Here is an 18,410-nt window from a genome sequence, read left to right as displayed (position 1 = left end):
ATGCGGATCACCGTGACCGTGAACGGCGAGCAGCACACGAGGGACGTGGAGCCCAGGCTGCTGCTCGTGCACTTCCTGCGCGACGAACTCGGACTCACCGGCACCCACTGGGGCTGCGACACCTCCAACTGCGGGGTGTGCACCGTCTGGCTGGACGGGACGCCGGTCAAGTCCTGCACCGTGCTCGCGGTGATGGCCGACGGCCATGAGGTGCGCACCGTCGAGGGCTTGGCGCACGGGGCCGAACTCGACCCGGTGCAACAGGGATTCATCGCCTGCCACGGGCTGCAGTGCGGCTTCTGCACGCCGGGGATGATGATGACCGCCCGCTGGCTGCTCGACCACGACGCCGATCCGTCCGAGGAGGACATCCGCGAGGCCATCTCCGGACAGGTGTGCCGCTGCACCGGTTACGAGAACATCGTGCGCTCCATCCGCTGGGCCGCCGAGCACGGCGGTGGGCGGCAGAGCGCCGACGCGGGCACCGAGCCGGCGCCCGCTCGCGAAGAGCCGGCGCCCGGCCGCGAGGAGGTGCGGGCATGACGACCACCGAGGAGCGGCCGGTCGGTTTCGGCCGGATGCCCCGCAAGGAGGACGCGCGGTTCGTCCGCGGTCACGGGACCTACGTCGACGACGTACGGCTGCCCGGCATGCTGCACGGCGCCGTTCTGCGCAGCCCGCTGGCGCACGCCCGGATCGTGTCGATCGACACCAGCGCCGCCGAGGCGCACCCGAAGGTCAAGGCCGTGATCACCGGGGAGACCCTGGCCGGTCTCGGGCTGGCCTGGATGCCCACGATCTCGTACGACACCCAGGCGGTACTGGCCACCGACAAGGTGCGCTTCCAGGGCCAGGAGGTCGCCTTCGTCGTCGCCGAGGACCGCTACGCCGCGCGGGACGCTCTCGAGCTGATCGACGTGGAGTACGAGCCGCTGCCACCGGTCGTCGACGCCCTGCGGGCGATGGAGCCGGACGCACCGGTGATCCGCGACGACAAGGAGGGCCAGCGGGACAACCACATCTTCGACTGGTCGGCGGGCGACAAGGAGCGCACCGACGAGGTCTTCGCGGGCGCCGAGGTCGTGGTGGCGCAGGACATGCTGTACCCGAGGGTGCACCCGGCCCCGCTGGAGACCTGTGGCACCGTCGCGGACATGGACGCCATCACCGGGAAGCTGACGGTGTGGTCCACCACGCAGGCCCCGCACGCCCACCGCACCCTGTACGCGATGGTGGCCGGCATCCCGGAGCACAAGATACGCATCATCTCCCCGGACATCGGAGGCGGTTTCGGCAACAAGGTCGGCATCTACCCGGGTTATGTGTGCGCGGTCGTCGGTTCGATCGTCACCGGCAAGCCGGTCAAGTGGGTGGAGGACCGCTCGGAGAACCTGATGAGCACGTCCTTCGCCCGCGACTACCACATGCACGGTGAGATCGCGGCGACGCAGGACGGGAAGATCCTGGGCCTGCGTGTCCAGGTGATCGCCGACCACGGCGCGTTCAACGCCACCGCACAGCCGACGCAGTTCCCGGCCGGCTTCTTCGGGGTGTTCACCGGCTCGTACGACCTGGCCGCCGCACACTGCACCGTGACCGGTGTCTACACCAACAAGGCGCCCGGCGGTGTCGCCTACGCCTGCTCGTTCCGCGTCACCGAGGCCGTGTACCTGGTCGAGCGCATGGTGGACGTGCTCGCCACCGAACTCGACATGGACCCGGCCGAGTTGCGGATGCGCAATCTGCTGCGGCCCGGGCAGTTCCCGTACCGGACGCAGACCGGATGGGAGTACGACTCCGGCGACTACCCGCGCGCCCTGCGGCTGGCGATGGACATCGCGCACTACGAGGAGCTGCGCCGGGAGCAGGCCGAAAAGCGCGAGCGCGGCGAGCTGATGGGCATCGGGGTCAGCTTCTTCACCGAGGCGGTCGGCGCGGGGCCGCGCAAGCACATGGACATCCTCGGCCTCGGCATGGCCGACGGCGCCGAGCTGCGCGTCCACCCGACGGGCAAGGCCGTACTGCGGATCTCCGTGCAGACCCAGGGCCAGGGTCATGAGACGACCTTCGCGCAGATCGTCGCCGAGGAGCTGGGCATCCCGCCCGAGGACGTCGAGGTGGTGCACGGCGACACCGACCAGACCCCCTTCGGGCTCGGCACCTATGGATCCCGTTCGACGCCGGTGTCCGGAGCGGCGGCCGCGATGGTCGCCCGCAAGGTGCGCGAACGCGCGAAGATCGTCGCCTCCGCGATGCTCGAAGTGAGCCCGGACGACCTGGAATGGGAGAAGGGCCGCTGGTTCGTCACGGGCGACCCCGACCAGGGACGGACCATGGCCGAGATCGCGCTCGCCGCACACTCCACCCTGGAGCTGCCCGAGGGCGTCGAGGGCCACCTGGACGCCACCTGCGTCTACAACCCGCCGAACCTCACCTTCCCCTTCGGCGCGTACATCTGCGTCGCCGACGTGGACGCGAGCACCGGCCAGGTGAAGGTCCGCCGGTTCGTCGCCGTGGACGACTGCGGCAACCGGATCAACCCCATGATCGTCGAGGGTCAGGTGCACGGCGGACTCGCCGACGGCCTCGGCATGGCGCTCATGCAGGTGATCGCCTTCGACGAGGACGGCAACTGCCTCGGCGGGTCGTTCATGGACTACCTCCTGCCCACCTCCGTCGAATGCCCCTCGTGGGAGCTCGGCGAGACCGTCACCCCCTGCCCGCACCACCCCATCGGAGCCAAGGGCGTCGGCGAGTCCGCCACGGTGGGCTCACCCGCCGCGGTGGTCAACGCCGTGGTCGACGCGCTGAAGCCGCTCGGCGTACGCCATGTCGACATGCCGCTGACGCCCGCCGCGGTGTGGCGGGCCGCCCAGGGCCGACCGCTGCGCACGGACCTGGCGATCACCTGAGGCGCCCGCGATGACGAACCCCGAACTGCTGACCCGGGCGGACGCGCTCCGGCACGGCCGCACCCCGTTCGTGCTGGCCACCGTCGTCCACGCGGAACGGCCCACGAGCGCCAAGCCCGGGGACAGCGCGCTGGTGCTGCCCGACGGCACCATCGAGGGCTTCGTGGGCGGCAGCTGCGCCGAGACGACGGTGCAACTGCAGGGGCTGCGGGTGCTGCAGACCGGCGAGTCGCTGCTGCTGAGGATCACGCCCGGCGTGGACACCGGCACCGAAGGCGCGCAGGAGTCCGGCGAAGGCCTGGTCACGGTGGCCAATCCCTGTCTGTCGGGCGGGACGCTCGACATCTTCCTGGAGGCCAACCTCCCCCCGGTGCTGGCGTACGTCTACGGACACGCCCCCATCGCCCGCGCCCTGCTCGACGTCGGTCGTGTGCTGGGCCTCGACGCCCGGCCGGCCTCGCCCGGGGAGCCGCTGCCGCCCGACCTGGACGTCGTCGTCATCGCCACACACGGCCGCGACGAGGAGAGCGTGCTGATCGAGGCCGCACGCGCCGGGGTCCCGTACATCGGGCTGGTGGCCAGTCCGAGGCGCGGCGCGGCGGTGCTCGCCGGGCTGGACGTCACCGAGGACCAACGCGCGCACGTGCACACCCCGGCCGGTCTGGACATCGGCGCGCGGACCCCGGGGGAGATCGCGCTGTCGGTGTACGCCGAGATCATCGCCCTGCGGCCGCAGACGGCCCGGGCAGCGCGCCCCGGGACCGACACCGCCGCGCCGCAGGCCGTGGCCGAAGGCGTGGATCCCGTGTGCGGCATGACCGTGGCGATCACGCCCGAAACCCTCTCGCTGGACCGGTCCGGCAGCAGGGTGTACTTCTGCGGGCCGGGGTGCCGGCACGCCTTCGCCGACGACCCCTCCCATTACGCGCATGCCTGACCTCGACCTCCTCGTACCCGATGTCCCCGCCCTGCGCTCGCGTCTCGACGCGGTCGGCTACCTGGCCGACGACGCCCTGGCCACGGCGCTGCTGCTGGCCGTGCGCATGCGGCAGCCGATCCTGCTGGAGGGCGAGCCCGGCGTCGGCAAGACCGAGGCGGCCCGCGCGCTCGCCGCCGTGCTGGACACCCCGCTGATCCGGCTGCAGTGCTACGAGGGCCTGTCCTCGGCCGAAGCTCTCTACGAGTGGAACTATCCACGGCAACTGCTGGCCATCCGGCTGGCCGAGTCCCGTGGGGAGCCTCTGCGGGACGCCGACCTGTTCACCGAGGACTACCTGCTGCCACGGCCGTTGCTCGCCGCGATCTGCCACCCGGGACCGCGGCCGGCGGTGCTCCTCATCGACGAGGTGGACCGCGCCGACGACGAGTTCGAGGCGTTCCTGCTGGAACTGCTCGCCGATGCCGCGGTCACCATCCCCGAACTGGGCACCCGCACGGCCGCGGTACCACCGGTGGCCGTACTGACCTCCAACCGCACCCGGGATCTGCACGACGCGCTCAAACGCCGCTGCCTCTACCACTGGATCGACTACCCGGACACCGCACGAGTCGCCGCGATCATCCGCAGACGGGTGCCGGAGTCGGCCGAGTGGCTGGCTCCGCGCGTGGCCCACGGAGTGGCGCGCCTGCGCGCCCGGCAGGAGCTCACCAAGCCGCCCGGCATCGCCGAGGCGATCGACTGGGCCGGCGCGCTGCACACACTGGGCCTGTCCGTCCTCGACGCCGACGCCGCCGACCGCACCCTGGGAGCGGTGCTCAAGTACGCCGAGGACCTCGAGGCCGTGCGCCGGGCCGGACTGGCGGAGCTGATCGACGCGGAAGCGGGCCCCGATGCCTCCTGACCTACCGGAACTGGCAGCCTCGTTCACCGCCGCCCTGCACGACGCGGGGATCGCGGCGGGCCCCGACCGCACCCGCAGCTTCGCCCGGGCGCTCACCCTGCTGGCACCGTCGACGACGCGCGAACTGCGGCACTGCGCACTCGCCACCCTGGTCTCCGACCCCGAGCAGATCGAGCCGTTCGACGCGGTCTTCCGGGAGGTCTTCGGCGGCCCCGCCGACCGCGAAGTACAGCGCGGGCAGCCCGGCGACCCGGCGCGCTCGCTCCCGCGCACCCTTCCCGGTCGCGTCCCCGGCGCCCGCGAGGCCACCGCGGACGGACGCGGCCGGGAGGCCGACGAACAGCCGCGGGAGGCTCCGGTCCCCCTCGCCGCCAGTCCGCTCGACCGTCTCGCGAACCGCGACTTCGCGGACCTGTCCGACGAGGAACTGGCACGGCTCTCCGAGGTGATGCGCACCCTCGTGCTCCGCACCCCGACCCGGCCGTCCCGCCGGCACCGCACCGCACACCGCGGTGCACGCATCGACGTGCGCCGCACCCTCTCCGACAGCCGCCGCACCGGCGGATACCCGCTGCGGCTGCGCCGCTTCGTGCCCCGCACCCGTCCCCGCGACCTCGTCGTGCTCTGCGACATCTCCGGCTCGATGGAGCCCTATGCCCGCGCGATGCTGCAACTGCTCTACTGCGCCGCCCGCGCCACCCGCGCCGAGGTCTTCACCTTCGCCACCCGCCTCACCCGCCTCACGCCCGTCCTGCGGCGGGTCGGGCCGGACGACGCCCTGGCACGGGCCGGACGGGCGGCCCCGGACTGGTCCGGGGGCACCCGGATAGCGGAGTGCCTGGCGGAGTTCAACGAGCGGTTCGGACGGCGCGGCATGGCGCACGGCGCCGTGGTCGCCATCGTCTCCGACGGCTGGGACACCGGCCCGCCCGCCGACCTCGCCACCCACATGGCGCGCCTGTCCCGGGTCGCCTACCGCGTCGTCTGGGTCAACCCGCGCACGGCGAGCCCGCGCTACCGTCCGCTCGTGGCCGGCATGGCCGCGGCACTGCCCTACTGCGACGCCGTCGTCAGCGCCCACGACCTCGCGGCCCTGGACGAGTTCACCGCCGCGCTGTCCGCACCGCGCCGCCGCCGATGACCACCGCTGCAAACAGCCCGTGACCCCGCTGTGTCAGCTGCTGGCACCGGGCTGTCCGTCCGGCTCCTGAAGGTGGACGTAGGGTTGCAGTGCCGCCGCGTCCAGTGGCCCGTGGGCCGGTGCGGGAGCGGTGTCCGGGAACTGCCGAGGGATCGGTTCGAAGCGTTCCGCCTGCCCCAACTCGGGTTCGCCGGGGAAGCCGAGCCGTGCCCAGACGAGGCCGGCCAGGTCCGGCAGCAGCGGCCGGCCGAGCAGCGCCAGGCCGACCAGCCACTCCGCGTCGGCGTCGAGCGGAGTGCGCGCCCAGTCCTCGAGCGCCCGCACGGCGGCCGTCAGGTCGGGTGAGTACGGGGTGAGCAGCGCGTACTGGTCGGCCGCAGCCTTGAGCGCCAGGTCTGCCCGCCGCACCGGACCGGACTGCTCACTCAGCCGGTCGAGGGCCGGGCGCAGTACCTTGGCGTCCCACTCGCGCAGGGCGTTGACGTGCCCGGTCAACGTCTCGGTCGACGTCTCGGCGGGGCCGTGGTCGAGCGGCGCGTGGAGCAGGGCGTAGCGCAGCTCGTCGGAGGTCACGGACGTGCCTTCCAGCAGCTCGGAGAGCCAGATACCGTGCCGCTTGCTGGTGGAGCACTTGCGCCCCTCGAAGTGCAGCATGCCGTTGACGACCGTGGCGTCGAACGGGCTCAGCGCCCCCTGCGAGCCCTGTGCCAGCACGTCCGGGACGAGCAGCCCAGGGGTGGAGTTGTCGCTGCCGAACAGGCCGACCGTCGTGACGCCGCTGTTCGGCGCGAACGGGTTCACGGCGGCACCGGTCAGTGCTTGGTGCACTTCACCGCAGTAGACGCTGTAGAGGAAGTAACCGTTGCTGATGACCTTCCCCACGGGCAGTGTCCCGCTTCGGACGCCCCAGTCGCCCTGTCCGGTCAGCCGGACACGGCCGCCGTGCTTGTCCAGGGCACGCAGCAGCGGAGCGAGGAACACAGGCCGCAGTCCGGCCGCCCGGTGCCGGTCGGTGACGGCCTGGGGATCGGCGGCCGCCGCGAACCAGTTCTCCTCCGTGCGCCATTCGACCGGGCTGTCCGTGAGCCGGGACCGCGCCCGGAGGATCTGCTCGGGGACGAAGTACTCGCCGCAGTAGGTGCAGGTGCTGCCCCCGCACGGGCGCTCGCAGTGCGGGCAGTCGCCCGCGATCCACGGGCCGACGAGCGGGCGGCCCGTGTCCTGTGCGTAGGGGATCCGCTCCTTCTCCAGACGGGCGGCGCCGGTCGCCCGCAGCCGGTTCAGGACGTTCTCGTGCAGCCGCCGGTAGGCGTCCCGGTGGTCGGGGCCCGCCGGATCGATCCACACGTCCAGGTCGATGGACAGGCGGGCGAGGTCGCGTGCGATCCCCGCGTGGTGGTCGCGGTAGGTCTCCTCCGGGGAGCGGCCCTCGCTGTGGGCGGCGGCCACCACCCAGTCCTCGTAGGCGTCGCTGCCGGTGATGACCGCGACCTCGTGGCCCTGGGCACGCAGCGCCCGGGCGATGACGTCGGCCCGGAGATAGGTGCCGCCGCCGTGGCCGATGTGCAGCCGGCCGTTGGGCGTCGGCTGCATGGGAACGAGCAGGACCTTGTGATGGATGTGCATGGGAGCGGGGTCACCCCTTGGCGAGGACGGTCACGAGCAGGTCGGTCAGGTCGGGCAGGGCCGCGATCCTGGGCCCGGTCCACGAGCGCGGCTCACCGCACTCCACGAGGACGGCGGTCATGCCCGCGGCGGCGGCACCGGCAAGCTCCCCGTCGGTGCCGTCACCGACGAAGACGCAGGCCGAAGGTGGAACACCGAGCCGGTCGGCGGCGGTGCGGAACAGTTCCGGATCCGGTTTCATGACGCCGACCTCCGCGGAGAGCAGCAGTTCGTCGAAGCGGTCCGCGAAGGCCGACTCGCGCACCATCTCCCGTACGTCGGAGGTGCAGTTGGAGACCAGGGCCGTGCGCAGGCCCAACTGCCTCGCCACCGTCACGGCCTGGACGGCGCCCGGCAGCGGGGTGGCGAAGGCCTCGCCGTGCAGTCGGCGGCGGGTTGCCGCCGCCTCGGCCGCCTGGGCCGGCGACCATGTGCCCGCCAGATGGTCGCGCAGCCAGTCCAGGTAGTCGGCGAACGGCCTGGTCTCACGCACCTCCCTGGTGCGCTTCCACGCGTCCGCGAGATCGTCGGGCCGTTGCCCGAGCGCCACGGCGGTGGCCTCGAACGTACGCCGTTTCAGGTCGTCCGGCAGCGGCACCAGTGTCTTCCACAGGTCGAACAGCACGGCGTGGGGCTCGCCGGGCCAGGACAGTACGACGGGCTCCTGCCAGCGAGAGTTGTCGAGCATCACCTCCGCGAGTGCCCCTGGCAAGTGCTCGTCCAGGTACGCCCGTTGGGCCGGCAAGTATTTGTCGCGGTACTTCCGCATCACTTCTTCGCCCTGGGCGGGCAGATCGCGCGAGCGGGCCCGTTCCAGCACCGTGTGCTCGTCCACGTGCAGGTGCACGAAGAGGTCGACATGGGGCCTGGTCTCCGCGCGGTACAGGAAGACGCCCTCCAGGATCACCACACTGCCGGGATCGATGTCGTAGCGGATCGTGGTCCACTCGTCCGTGGGCAGGTCCAGGCGCGCCACGGTGCGGTGCAACCGCCCGTCGGCCCGCAGGGGGGCCAGGACTTCGGCGGCCAGCCGGGTGAAGTCGATGCTGCGCTCGTAGTACTGGCGCGGCTCCGGCAGCGCGGGGTCGTAACGTTCGGCCCGCGGGCGGTGGAAGTCGTCGACGTGCACCACTGCGGCGGGCACGCTCCTGACCTGCAGCGCGCCCCGCAGCCGTTCGGCCAGCCTCGACTTGCCCGCGGTGTCGACTCCGGTGATGCCGACCACGTACGGACGTGTCGGGACGCCGGTCCGCCGCTCGCCGATCAGCGCGGCCAGCGCGTCCAGAACCGGTCCGCCGCTCATGCGCCCACCTCCGCCGCCCGTGCTGCCAGGAGGTCCAGGCGGCTCGCCAGCCGCTCGTACAGGTCGCTCGCGTAGGCGGTGGCGTCCCTGCGGTCGAGCGGGGTGGGTTCCACCCGCAGCACGGACATCAGGGGGTGCGCGGTCCGGGTCAGCAGCAGGGCGCCGTCGTCGTCGGCGAGCAGCCGGGCGGGGGAGTCGCCGGGGCGCGCCAGTACGCCGTCCGCGTGGATGTCCGGCGCCTGGCCGTGGTAACCGAGCGCCTGGACGATCAGTGCGGCCTCGTCGAAGCCGTCGGCCGCGTCGGCGAGCACGGGTGCGTCCACGAGAGCGGCGCCGGGCACCTCGCCCGCCCAGAGGGCGCAGTACAGGGCGCGTGACTGGTGACGCAGCCCCGAGTCCCGGTAGACGATGCCGGTGGCCGGGCATACATCGGCGGCCGGGTCGAACGGGCGCTCCCGGCCCGGCACCTGACCGAGCCGGGCGAGGTCCGCGCTGTCGTACATGAGCCGGGCCGGACCACGCCGGACGACCCGGAAGGCGGGCACGGGCGCGTCGGGGTGCTCGGCGCGCAGTTCGGCCCGCGCATCGAGCAGGGTCTGCAGGGCGGACATCGCGCTGTGCGAGCAGCCGGCGATGACGACCGGGCGGCCGGCGGCCGCGAGGAGCCTGTCCTTGATGTCCTGACGGTGGCCGACGGAGATCACGGTTCCCGACGCCAGTACCTTCGACCGCCAGGGGGCCAGTTCCGGATGCGGCCGCTCGGTGCGCCCGGTGGCGAGCACCACGTGCCGTGCCGACTCCGTGCTGCCGTCCGAGAGTTGCAGCACCACCCGCCGCTGCCGGCTGTCGGCGTGCACCGCGACGACCGTGCTGCCCAGCCGCAACCCGTCCGGTCCGAGGGCATCCGCCAGCGTGCCGCCGAGTGCGGTCAGGGCGGTGGCCAGCCGCTCCATGGCCACCGGCTGCTCGGCGTGGACGACGTCGGCCAGCGCGGGGGAGTGGGCCAGGGACGCGAACGGGCCGCTCGGGTCCAGGTGTTTGAAGAAGCGGGAGCCGATGGAGGTGGTGGTGATCCCGTACCGGGCGAACCCGCCGGGGCCCACCGTGGCGCCGCGCTCGTAGACGCGGATCCGGCGGCGCAGCAGGCCGGGGGCGGAGGAGAGGAACGTGGTGGTGCGGAAGCCACCTCCGACGAACGCGATGTCGCTGTCGGCGGCGGGCTGTCGCGGCGTCGGACGTGCCGGCCGATGGGACATCAGATTCCCTCCGCCAGCAGCAGTTCGGTGAACCGGTCGCAGATGACGTCGGCTTCTTCGAGGGTGAGGATCAGGGGCGGGCGGACCTTCAGCACGTTGCCGTGTCCGTAGCGCGAGGTCCGCAGGACCAGACCGTGGTCCAGGGCACGTTCGGCCAGCCGGTTGGTGAGCGCGGCGCTGGGGCGGCCCGACTCGTCGACGATCTCGACGCCGATCATCAGACCCACTCCCCGCACGTCCGCGAGGTGCGGGTGCGTGTGGCGCAGGCTTTCCAGCCGGCCGAGGATGTGCGCGCCGGTGGCACGCACGTTGGCGAGGAAGCCCGGGTCGTCGATGACGTCCAGGGTGGCGAGCGCCGCGGCGGCGGCCAGAAGGTTGGCCCCGTAGGTGAAGGAGTGGTCGTTGGTGGGCAGGCCCGCCAACTCGTCACTGGTGAGGATGGCCGCGACCTGGGTGCCGGACCCGCCGAGCCCCTTGGCCACGGTGATGGCGTCCGGGTCCACGCTGAAGTGCTCGGCGGCGAACATGCGTCCCGTGCGGCCGATGCCGGTCTGCACCTCGTCGAAGATCAGCTTGATGTCGTGGGTGTCGCACAGGTCGCGCAGCGCGGCGAAGTACCCGTCCGGCGGAACGATGTTGCCGCCGTTGCCCGAGATGGGCTCCACGAGCACCGCCGCCACGCTGCCGCTGCTGGCGTACTCCAGGAAGTCGTTGATGCGGTCCACGCACATCAGGCCGCAACTGCGGGGATCCTGGCCGTAGAAGCAGCGCATGCAGTACGGGTCCGGCACCTGAAGCCCGCCGTGGTACAGCTGGGCCAGCGGCTGCTTGCGGAAGGCGTTGCCGGACAGGCTGGCCATCATCACGGTCTGGCCGACGTGACTGCGGAAGAGGGTGATCACATCCCGTCGTCCGGTCGCGCGTTGCGCCATCTTCACCGCGCCCTCGTTCGCGGCCGAGCCCCCGTCCACCTTCAGGTGGGCCTTGCTGATCGTCTTCGGGGCCAGCTTCACCAGGCGGTGGGCCAGGGCGTTGATGGGGGCCGTCTGGAACCCGGACGTGACATGGATGAGCTGGTCGGCCTGCTCCTTGATGGCCCGGACCACAGCGGGGTGGCGGTAGCCGAGACTGAGATTGAAGGTCGCGGACGCGCAGTCGATGTAGCCGCGTCCTTCGGAGTCGTACAGGTAGATGCCCTCACCGGCCACCATCCGGGTGTCGGAGACCGGATAGTAGACGGCGCTGGTGTCGTCGACCTGCTGCTCGGGCACGAGGTCCGGGGCTACGAGATGAGGGGGCAGGGGCATACGAAGGCTCTCCAGGCTCATTGACGCTCTTCGACGGGGACGCGGGAGGCGGGGCAGACGGGAGTTCGACGACAGGGCCTAGACGGGGGTCAGAGCCCTGACTTCGGTGTACAGGCCCTGCGCCGCCAGCAGGTGGGCCAGTTCCCGGGCCTGCATGTCGGTACCGGACAGAAGGCAGGACCAGCCCTCCACCTCGGCCTCCACGTAGGCGGAGATCACTTCCCGCGGAGTCAGTTCGGGCAGGGCCTCGGCGATCAGGGACATGCCGTGGTCCACGGAATGCGGATCGCCGGGCAGCAGACAGGCGCCGAAGCCACCTCCCTCAGGCCGGGGACGCCAGGCCGCGCGCCAGCCTTCCTCCTGCGCGGTTTTCCAGAAGGCCCGAGCCTCCGTGCGGAGCACGGCGCGGGGCAGGGCGGCCAGCCGGCCGCCGATACCCTCGGTGGTGCCCTCGTCGTGGTGCCGTGTGAACGGCTGCCCCGTCGGGAGACTGACCAGGTACTTCTCCACGTTGGGGCCGATCTCGTGGGGCTCCGTCGGGGTGTGCACACAGTTGGCGAACGCCGAGGTGCCGAACCGCGCCCGCACCCTGCTCCGCAGTTGCGCGCACCGGCGCACCACGTCCGGCCCGCGCACCACGATGACCTCGCACGGTCCGCTGGTCAGGTACAGCCTCAGCAACTCGGCGGTGATCGGGTACTTGGGCCCGGCGAACTTGGGCCAGGTGTCCATCACGTCCTCGTCCTCCAGACAGACCTCGTAGCGCAGCTCGACGGTGAGCCGCGACGCCTGAAGGAGTTCGTCGACGTAGTCGCGCACCTTGGGGGAGCGGTAGCCGTCCGGCTTGACGACCAGGACGCTCAGCTCCCCCGGCGCCGCCGGGTGGGACATGGGTTGACCTTTCTGTTCGAACGGTTCGCCGCTCATACGGCGAACTCGTAGCCGTCGTGCCGGCGGGCTCGCTGTGCCGAGACCCGGAACGCGGTCAGCGCGGCGGCCAGCCACAGCGCGCCCGCGAGCGCGGCGCAGGCCGCCGGCCGCGCGACGGCGGCCGGGCCGGCACCGTCGGCGAGCGCGCGCACCGCTGCCACGCCGTGCGTCGCCGGAAGCGTGTCGGCCAGCAGGCGCACGCCGAACGGCCAGAAACCGGTCGGCACCTGGACCCCGCTGATCGCCATGGTGACGAGGAAGGCGGTGTTGAACACGATGTTGCGGACGGCCGGCGCGGCGAGCACGAAAGCGCCGAGGAACAGCCCGAAGCAGTACGTGCTGAACGCGGTCAGCAGCACCAGTACCACCAGCGTCGGAAGCCGCGCCGCCGCGAACTGCACGCCGAACAGCGGATCCAGCAGCACCAGCGCGACGAGCGAGGTCGCGCAGCCGCTCACGGGCCACTGCAGGCTGCGGCCGAGGAAGACCCACCCCATCTCGCTGGGCGCGGCGGCCAGCAGCGCCAACGTGCCGTGCGCGCGCTCCCAGCTGGTCGACACCACCACGGTCATGGCCTCGATGACGCAGGTCATCACCGAGTTGCCGAGGACGAGATAGCGGGTCTGCCCGGGCGAGTGCAGGTAGGAGCCGATCAGAGCGAAGAAGGTGACCTGGCACAGCATCCGGCCCAGCCAGCCGAACGTCCAGCTGTACCAGGTGTAGGTCGCACGGAAGTCGGCGAGGGCGTTGGCGGCGGCGGCGCCGACCACCCGGCCGACTCCGATGACACGGGAGGAGGTGATGTCCATGGGGCCTCACATCCGGGCCAGGGTGCCGGTGACCCGGACCCTGCGCAGAATTCGGTCGATCAGCAGCGTTCCTGCGGCGTAGCCGGCCAGCCCCAGCAGCGCCACGGCCAGCAGACCGCCGGTCGTGTCCCGGGCCGGCCCGGGACTCATGGCGTCCCGCAGGACATCCGCGCTCCAGGTCAGGAACACGGCCTTGCCGGCCGGGCGCAGCCACTCCGGGAGGTAGCTCACGGGCACCAGGACCCCGCCGAGCAGGAAGAAGGGAAAGCTCAGTGTGTTCTGCAGGATCCGGGCGGAGGGGGCCAGCACGAACAGCGCCGATACACAGCTCGCGGTGCCCGCCATGGCGGCTGCGGTGAGCAGGACACCGACCACGAAGAGCAGCGGGTGCGCGATCGTCACCACCAGGCCGAAGCCGGCCCAGGCGACGAGCCACGCCTCCACGAGGCTCAGCGTGCTCAGCACCGTCACGGCGGCGATCCGGGCCGTGACCACCGCCGAGTAGCGCGCCGGTGTGGCCACCACGGCCTCCAGCGTGCCCCGCTCCCGCTCATGGCCGATCAGTTCTCCGCCCGCCATCAGAGCCATCGACCACAGCGACATCAGCACCGGTGCCAGTACGGCGAATCCCGCGAGGTCGCGTCGGTCGGCGTGTTCGGTGATGGCGAGGAAGACACAGGTGTACAGCGGCGCCGTCACGAAGACGTGGAGGGTGTCCGGGGTCCGCAGGGTCATCAGCACCTGCAGGCGGAACACCTGCCAGAACAGGGTGGGGGTCACCGGCCCACCCGCATCCCGCGGTCCCGTACCAGGTGCCGGTAGACCTCGGCCAGCCCGGGGCTGACCGTGGCCAGCGAGGTGACGCCGGCCGCGACCAGCCTGCGCAGCACCTCGGAGGTGGTCTCGACGGCCGAGATCTCCACGGTGATCCGTCCGTCCGGCGTCCGGTCGACCGAGGAGACGCCGGTGAGTTGCCGTAGCTCCTCGGCGACGGAGGCCGGCACCCCGGCCGCCTCCACGCGCTCGTACGCGGACATCTGCCGGGCCAGCACCTCCGGCCGGTCGGTGACCAGCACCTGACCGCGCTCGATCAGCGTGACCTGGTCGCACACGGCTTCGGCCTCCGCCATGTCGTGCGTGGTGATGAGCACGGTACGGCCCTCCGTGCGCAGCTCGTGCACCAGCGCGCGGAAGTCGAAGGCGGCCAGCGGGTCCATACCGGTGGTGGGCTCGTCGAGGATGAGGACCCGGGGATCGCTGACCAGCCCGCGGGCGAGGTGGAGGCGCTGCTTCATGCCCCGGGAGAAGCCGTCGACACGGTCTCCCGCCCGCTCGCTCAGGCCGACCCGTTCCAGCAACCCGTCGACCCGGCGGGCGAGTTCGCGGCCGTGCAGGCCGTAGAGCGCGCCCCACAGGGTGAGGTTCTGGCGGGGGGTGATGCGGCCGTACAGGCCCCGGTCGCCGCCGAAGACGATGCCGATCAGCGGCTTGACGGCCCGCGGCGCGGCGGCCACGTCGTGCCCGCACACCCGGGCCGTGCCGCCGCTGGGCAGCAGGACGGTGGTGAGGATCTTGCACAGGGTCGTCTTCCCGGCGCCGTTCGGCCCGAGCAGCCCGTGCACCTCGCCGGTGCGGACGGTCAGGTCGATGCCGCGCAGCGCGGAGACCGCCGCGTCGGGCCGCCGGCGCGAGCCGAACACGCGGGTCAGGGCGGTCACTTCGATCGCGGGTACGTCCGGGTTCGTCACGCGCCGGCCTCCCCGTCCGTCGCTGCGGCGAGGGCCGCCGCATACGCGTCCGGATCCACGAGTTCGTCCGCCACCAGCAGGAAGTCACCGACCGGGGTGCGGGCCAGGGACAGTTCGGGCCGGTGTTCGAGGACGCACCGCTCTCCAGGGCGTGCGGTACGGGTGAGGGGCATGCCCCAGACCGGCTGCCCCGCCTCGACCCGCGCCGCCACGAGGCGGTCCGGCTGCGGTACCGGCCGGGACGCGGCGGCACGGCGAGCGGACTCCTGAGCCGCGGCTGCGGCCAGGGCCTGCCGCAGCCGCCCGGCTCCCGGGTGCGCGACGGCGTCGCTCAGCAGGCCGACCAGTTCCAGGAGCTCGGGCGCCAGTCGGTAGTCGGCCGCCGCCTGCGCGACCGCCGCCGGTGCCCACGCACTGCTGTCGAGCAGCATCAGCAGGTCGACGGCGTCCTTGGCATGGAACTCCCGCTGGAAGCGCTCCTCCGCCACCGACAGCAGGTCGGCGAGATACTGCTCGACGGGCAGGTCCGGGCGGACGGGCACGGCGGCGAAGTCACCGCAGAACGCGGCCGTGCACAGCTCCACACGGATCTCCTCCTCCAGCAGCGCGTCGGGGGAGGGCCACAGGACGGCGATCATGACGTGCAGTCGCCCACCGGCGGTGAACAGCGACAACTCCGCCGGCTCGCCGCCCAGTGAGCACAGGGTGCCCACGGCCCGCCACAGCTGCTCCTCGTCGGACGCGACGAGGTCGAGGTCGCCGACCGGGCGCCGGACGCCGGGCGGATAGTGGGTGGCGAGGGAGGGCCCCTTGACGGTACGCACCCCGGGGCAGCTGGCCAGCGCCGTACGGAGGCCGGCGTAGCGGGCGGCGCGGGAGGCCGCCCTGGCCAGCAGATCCCTGCTGCCGCTGCCGGCCTCGGCGCCTTCCGCGACGGCCAGCGAGACGACCAACTGAGCGAGCGTGCCCGAGGTCTGCTGGGCGCGCCGCACCAGACGGTACGTGCCCTCGTGCTCCGGGACTCCGAGCAGCCGGTGCAGCAGCCCGAGGTCGAGTCGTGTGACGGTCATGCCCGCCCTGCTCCCTTCAGTGCCGCGGCCAGTTCCTCGGTGCGGGCCCTCCAGTAACGGTGGTCCACCGTCCAGCCCCGCGCACACAGGCTTTCGGTGACCCGGTCGCCGTTGCCGTCGGGGCCGTGCACCACGTGCCCGATCAACGGCGTCCGTGCTGCCCGGGCGAGGTCGGCGACGGCGGCGACCAGGGCCCCGCGGCCCGCGGGGGCGTCGGCGTCGGGTTCGACGAGGACGTCCACCAGCTCCATGTGGGACTGTGCCGAGATCTCGTCCCAGGCCCCGCAGATCACGGTCGCGTGCCCCACGGGCACACCGTGCTCCCACACCAGCAGGGAGCGCCGGGACGGAGTGTCGAGCAGTGCGTCGGCTTCGGCGGCCGCCGCACCGGGATCCGCCGGCCGGCCCTGCTCACGCGCGGCGTGCAGGATGGCACGCACCAGCCAGTCGGCCAGCAGCGGCCGGTGCTCCTCCTCGGCCGGGGTGACGCGGGGGCCGTCCGGGGCGACCGGGACGTCGGCGTCCGCGGCCAGCCGTACGTACGTGAGATCGCGCTGCCACGGTCGCGGCAGCCGGACCTGGGCACCGGCGCGCACGACCACGACCGAGACCTCGGGCTGGTCGGTGAGCAGCGCTCGCCACAGGGACGGTGCGGTGCCGGGGTCCGACAGGAGCTCGGGGTCCGCGTACTCCACCAGCAGGCTCCGGACGTCCGACAGGGGATGGGTGGAGACGCCCGCCACACAGGGCAGTCCGGAGACCGTGCGCAGCAGGCCGGCCTCGCGCGCGGCCTCCAGATAGCTTTCGACGGCGTACATCATGCGGCCACCGATCGAACGGTCAGCAGGAGATGCCGCCGGACGTCTGCGGCGGCCCGCCGGACGTCCGCGGCGCTCACCCGGCGCAGCTCGGTGATCTCCTCCTCGAGGCTCCACGGACGTCCGGCCGAGCAGCTGCGCTCGGCGATCAGCTTGGCGTACTCCAGAGGTGTCTCCGACTCCAGGACGAGACTCATCTCCGCCTGCCGCACCGCCGCGTCGAAGTCGTCGGGTGACGGGCCCTGTTCGGCGACGGCAGTCAGCAACTCCTGCACGACGGCGCGTACCCGGTCGGCGGCGGACGCCTCCGCGCCGATCAGCAGCCGCCAGGCACCGGCCTCCCGGTACCCGCGGTCCCATGCGTGGAACGAGTAGGACAGCCCGTGCTCGCTGCGCAGTGTGCGGTACAGCAGGGAAGAGGGACTGGAGCCGAGAAGGTGGGCGAGGACGCCGTAGGCGGCGCGCCCAGGGGCGCCCGCCCTGGGGGAGCGTGCGCCGAAGCAGAGCCAGGCGAAGTCGGAGGTCGCGGGATCCGGCAATGGATCGCCGGCGTCGACGGGTTCCAGGGGCACGTGCGGTGCCGGGCCCGTCGGCAGGCCGGTCGCGGGGGCGGCGGCCCGGGTCAGCACCAGGGGGACGCTCGGGCCCACGACGACCAGGACGCTCCGGGCCCGGACGAACCGTTCGTGGTGGACGGCTCGCAGGTCGCTCGTGGTCACCGCGCCCAGCTGGTCCGGCTCACCGCCGACCGGGCGGCCCAGGGGATGTCCGGGAAAGAGCTGGGCGAGGATCGCGTCCTGGACGGCGTCCGAGGGGTCGGCGGCCGCCGCTGCCAGCTCCTGCAGCACCACGGCCCGTTCGCTGTCCAGGGCGCTGTCGCCGAACTCCGGTTCGAGCACGGCCCGCAGGAGCGCGGCGGCGACATCCTCCGCGTCGTCGGCGTGCACCTGCGCGTAGTAGAGCATCACTTCGAGGCCCGTCTGGGCGTTGGCCTGACCGCCGCGGCGCTCCACGTACTCGCTGAACGACAGGTGCGTCCCGTCGTTGACCGGAGGGCAGGACATCACCAGGTGTTCCAGGAGGTGGGCGATCCCGCCGCGGCCCTCCGGGTCGTCGCGGGAACCGTGCGCCAACGCCCAGCAGAAACTGGTGGTTTTCAGTCGTTCGTCGACCACGGTCAGCAGAGGGACGGACGCAGCTGTCGGCCCCGGAAGACGGGTGGTGCGGTCGTAGTCGGTCAAGGGCCACTCTCCCGGAGCCGTACGCGGCGGCGGGCCGGCGCGATGTGCGGATGAACGAGATGAAAAAAGGGGGAGGTGCTACGCACCGGCGGCTGCCGGGGACACGGAACTCCCCGGCAGCCGCGCACCATGGGGCGTCAGGCCTTGGCGGCCTTGACCTTCACCTTGTCCAGGCGGGGACGCATGCCGACGGCGTGGTTGCGAGTCATGTCGCTCTCCTTCGATTTCTCGGTTCTGTACGTGGCCGGAAGGCCCGACCGACGAGAACGCTAGGCAGCGCGTGTCAACAGGCCGTCGACAGCCGGTCGGTGACCGACTTCGATCACTCGTTGATCGGTTGTTGACTCGCGCATGCCACCCTGAGCGCCG

Annotated in this window: 16 protein-coding genes; 5 read left to right on the top strand and 11 right to left on the bottom strand. The window is 72.2% G+C overall.

The window, feature by feature from the left end; translation table 11 throughout:
• Genes ACIF83_RS08025 through ACIF83_RS08005 form a run of 5 tightly spaced genes read left to right on the top strand, consistent with a single transcriptional unit; the run spans position 1 to position 5,894 of the window.
• The gene (locus ACIF83_RS08025; protein WP_398137844.1) at positions 1 to 543 is read left to right on the top strand and encodes a (2Fe-2S)-binding protein; all 543 of its coding nucleotides are present in this window, start codon (positions 1 to 3) and stop codon (positions 541 to 543) included.
• Positions 540 to 2,912 (top strand): aerobic carbon-monoxide dehydrogenase large subunit, encoded by a 2,373-nt coding sequence (locus ACIF83_RS08020; RefSeq protein WP_399724492.1) that lies wholly within the window; start codon positions 540 to 542, stop codon positions 2,910 to 2,912. Before ACIF83_RS08025 ends, ACIF83_RS08020 begins: the two co-directional genes overlap by 4 nt.
• Positions 2,913 to 2,922: 10 nt before the next feature.
• A complete protein-coding gene (locus ACIF83_RS08015; protein WP_399724489.1) occupies positions 2,923 to 3,849 on the top strand; it encodes an XdhC family protein in 927 nt (308 codons plus the stop codon).
• Positions 3,842 to 4,753, top strand: coding sequence for an AAA family ATPase (locus ACIF83_RS08010; RefSeq protein WP_398137847.1), 912 nt, complete (start codon positions 3,842 to 3,844; stop codon positions 4,751 to 4,753). The genes ACIF83_RS08015 and ACIF83_RS08010 overlap by 8 nt, the downstream gene beginning before the upstream one ends.
• On the top strand, positions 4,743 to 5,894 hold the full coding sequence (locus tag ACIF83_RS08005; protein ID WP_399724486.1) for a VWA domain-containing protein: 1,152 nt from the start codon (positions 4,743 to 4,745) through the stop codon (positions 5,892 to 5,894). The genes ACIF83_RS08010 and ACIF83_RS08005 overlap by 11 nt, the downstream gene beginning before the upstream one ends.
• A 33-nt stretch (positions 5,895 to 5,927) precedes the next feature.
• On the opposite strand, the gene ACIF83_RS08000 is transcribed toward ACIF83_RS08005, so the two are convergent.
• The 11 genes from ACIF83_RS08000 to ACIF83_RS07950 all read right to left on the bottom strand — a co-directional run bounded on the left by ACIF83_RS08000 (position 5,928) and on the right by ACIF83_RS07950 (position 18,041).
• Positions 5,928 to 7,520 (bottom strand): class I tRNA ligase family protein, encoded by a 1,593-nt coding sequence (locus tag ACIF83_RS08000; RefSeq protein ID WP_399724483.1) that lies wholly within the window; start codon positions 7,518 to 7,520, stop codon positions 5,928 to 5,930.
• A gap of 10 nt (positions 7,521 to 7,530) precedes the next feature.
• Positions 7,531 to 8,862, bottom strand: a complete 1,332-nt coding sequence (locus ACIF83_RS07995) for an HAD-IA family hydrolase (protein ID WP_399724480.1) — start codon at positions 8,860 to 8,862, stop codon at positions 7,531 to 7,533.
• Positions 8,859 to 10,118, bottom strand: coding sequence for a hypothetical protein (locus ACIF83_RS07990; protein WP_399724477.1), 1,260 nt, complete (start codon positions 10,116 to 10,118; stop codon positions 8,859 to 8,861). The genes ACIF83_RS07995 and ACIF83_RS07990 overlap by 4 nt, the downstream gene beginning before the upstream one ends.
• Positions 10,118 to 11,425, bottom strand: coding sequence for an aspartate aminotransferase family protein (locus tag ACIF83_RS07985; RefSeq protein ID WP_393470695.1), 1,308 nt, complete (start codon positions 11,423 to 11,425; stop codon positions 10,118 to 10,120). The genes ACIF83_RS07990 and ACIF83_RS07985 overlap by 1 nt, the downstream gene beginning before the upstream one ends.
• Positions 11,426 to 11,503: 78 nt before the next feature.
• Complete coding sequence (locus ACIF83_RS07980; protein ID WP_399724474.1) at positions 11,504 to 12,316, bottom strand: hypothetical protein; 813 nt, start codon at positions 12,314 to 12,316, stop codon at positions 11,504 to 11,506.
• 32 nt (positions 12,317 to 12,348) lie between these two features.
• Positions 12,349 to 13,164 (bottom strand): ABC transporter permease, encoded by an 816-nt coding sequence (locus ACIF83_RS07975; protein WP_399724471.1) that lies wholly within the window; start codon positions 13,162 to 13,164, stop codon positions 12,349 to 12,351.
• Between the two features lie 6 nt (positions 13,165 to 13,170).
• Positions 13,171 to 13,944: an ABC transporter permease gene (locus ACIF83_RS07970; protein WP_399724468.1), complete on the bottom strand. Its 774-nt coding sequence runs from the start codon at positions 13,942 to 13,944 to the stop codon at positions 13,171 to 13,173.
• On the bottom strand, positions 13,941 to 14,912 hold the full coding sequence (locus ACIF83_RS07965) for an ABC transporter ATP-binding protein (RefSeq protein WP_399724465.1): 972 nt from the start codon (positions 14,910 to 14,912) through the stop codon (positions 13,941 to 13,943). The genes ACIF83_RS07970 and ACIF83_RS07965 overlap by 4 nt, the downstream gene beginning before the upstream one ends.
• Positions 14,909 to 15,982 carry a hypothetical protein gene (locus tag ACIF83_RS07960; RefSeq protein WP_399724462.1) on the bottom strand — a complete coding sequence of 358 codons (1,074 nt, stop codon included), beginning with the start codon at positions 15,980 to 15,982 and terminating at the stop codon, positions 14,909 to 14,911. Before ACIF83_RS07960 ends, ACIF83_RS07965 begins: the two co-directional genes overlap by 4 nt.
• Positions 15,979 to 16,803 carry a hypothetical protein gene (locus ACIF83_RS07955; RefSeq protein ID WP_399724459.1) on the bottom strand — a complete coding sequence of 275 codons (825 nt, stop codon included), beginning with the start codon at positions 16,801 to 16,803 and terminating at the stop codon, positions 15,979 to 15,981. The genes ACIF83_RS07960 and ACIF83_RS07955 overlap by 4 nt, the downstream gene beginning before the upstream one ends.
• Positions 16,800 to 18,041, bottom strand: a complete 1,242-nt coding sequence (locus ACIF83_RS07950; RefSeq protein WP_399724457.1) for a M16 family metallopeptidase — start codon at positions 18,039 to 18,041, stop codon at positions 16,800 to 16,802. Before ACIF83_RS07950 ends, ACIF83_RS07955 begins: the two co-directional genes overlap by 4 nt.
• Between the last annotated feature and the right edge of the window lie 369 nt (positions 18,042 to 18,410).

Origin of the sequence: Streptomyces sp. NPDC085866 (assembly GCF_044541035.1) — a bacterium.
GTDB lineage: Bacteria > Actinomycetota > Actinomycetes > Streptomycetales > Streptomycetaceae > Streptomyces.
This window is presented reverse-complemented; position numbering and strand designations above follow the sequence as displayed.

Excerpts from the sequence above, each read along its gene's own strand:
- ACIF83_RS08025 (WP_398137844.1), top strand. The coding sequence starts at position 1 with ATGCGGATCACCGTGACCGTGAACGGCGAGCAGCACACGAGGGACGTG.
- ACIF83_RS08020 (WP_399724492.1), top strand. The coding sequence starts at position 540 with ATGACGACCACCGAGGAGCGGCCGGTCGGTTTCGGCCGGATGCCCCGC.
- ACIF83_RS08015 (WP_399724489.1), top strand. The coding sequence starts at position 2,923 with ATGACGAACCCCGAACTGCTGACCCGGGCGGACGCGCTCCGGCACGGC.
- ACIF83_RS08010 (WP_398137847.1), top strand. The coding sequence starts at position 3,842 with ATGCCTGACCTCGACCTCCTCGTACCCGATGTCCCCGCCCTGCGCTCG.
- ACIF83_RS08005 (WP_399724486.1), top strand. The coding sequence starts at position 4,743 with ATGCCTCCTGACCTACCGGAACTGGCAGCCTCGTTCACCGCCGCCCTG.
- ACIF83_RS08000 (WP_399724483.1), bottom strand. The coding sequence starts at position 7,520 with ATGCACATCCATCACAAGGTCCTGCTCGTTCCCATGCAGCCGACGCCC.
- ACIF83_RS07995 (WP_399724480.1), bottom strand. The coding sequence starts at position 8,862 with ATGAGCGGCGGACCGGTTCTGGACGCGCTGGCCGCGCTGATCGGCGAG.
- ACIF83_RS07990 (WP_399724477.1), bottom strand. The coding sequence starts at position 10,118 with ATGTCCCATCGGCCGGCACGTCCGACGCCGCGACAGCCCGCCGCCGAC.
- ACIF83_RS07985 (WP_393470695.1), bottom strand. The coding sequence starts at position 11,425 with ATGCCCCTGCCCCCTCATCTCGTAGCCCCGGACCTCGTGCCCGAGCAG.
- ACIF83_RS07980 (WP_399724474.1), bottom strand. The coding sequence starts at position 12,316 with ATGTCCCACCCGGCGGCGCCGGGGGAGCTGAGCGTCCTGGTCGTCAAG.
- ACIF83_RS07975 (WP_399724471.1), bottom strand. The coding sequence starts at position 13,164 with ATGGACATCACCTCCTCCCGTGTCATCGGAGTCGGCCGGGTGGTCGGC.
- ACIF83_RS07960 (WP_399724462.1), bottom strand. The coding sequence starts at position 15,982 with ATGACCGTCACACGACTCGACCTCGGGCTGCTGCACCGGCTGCTCGGA.
- ACIF83_RS07955 (WP_399724459.1), bottom strand. The coding sequence starts at position 16,803 with ATGATGTACGCCGTCGAAAGCTATCTGGAGGCCGCGCGCGAGGCCGGC.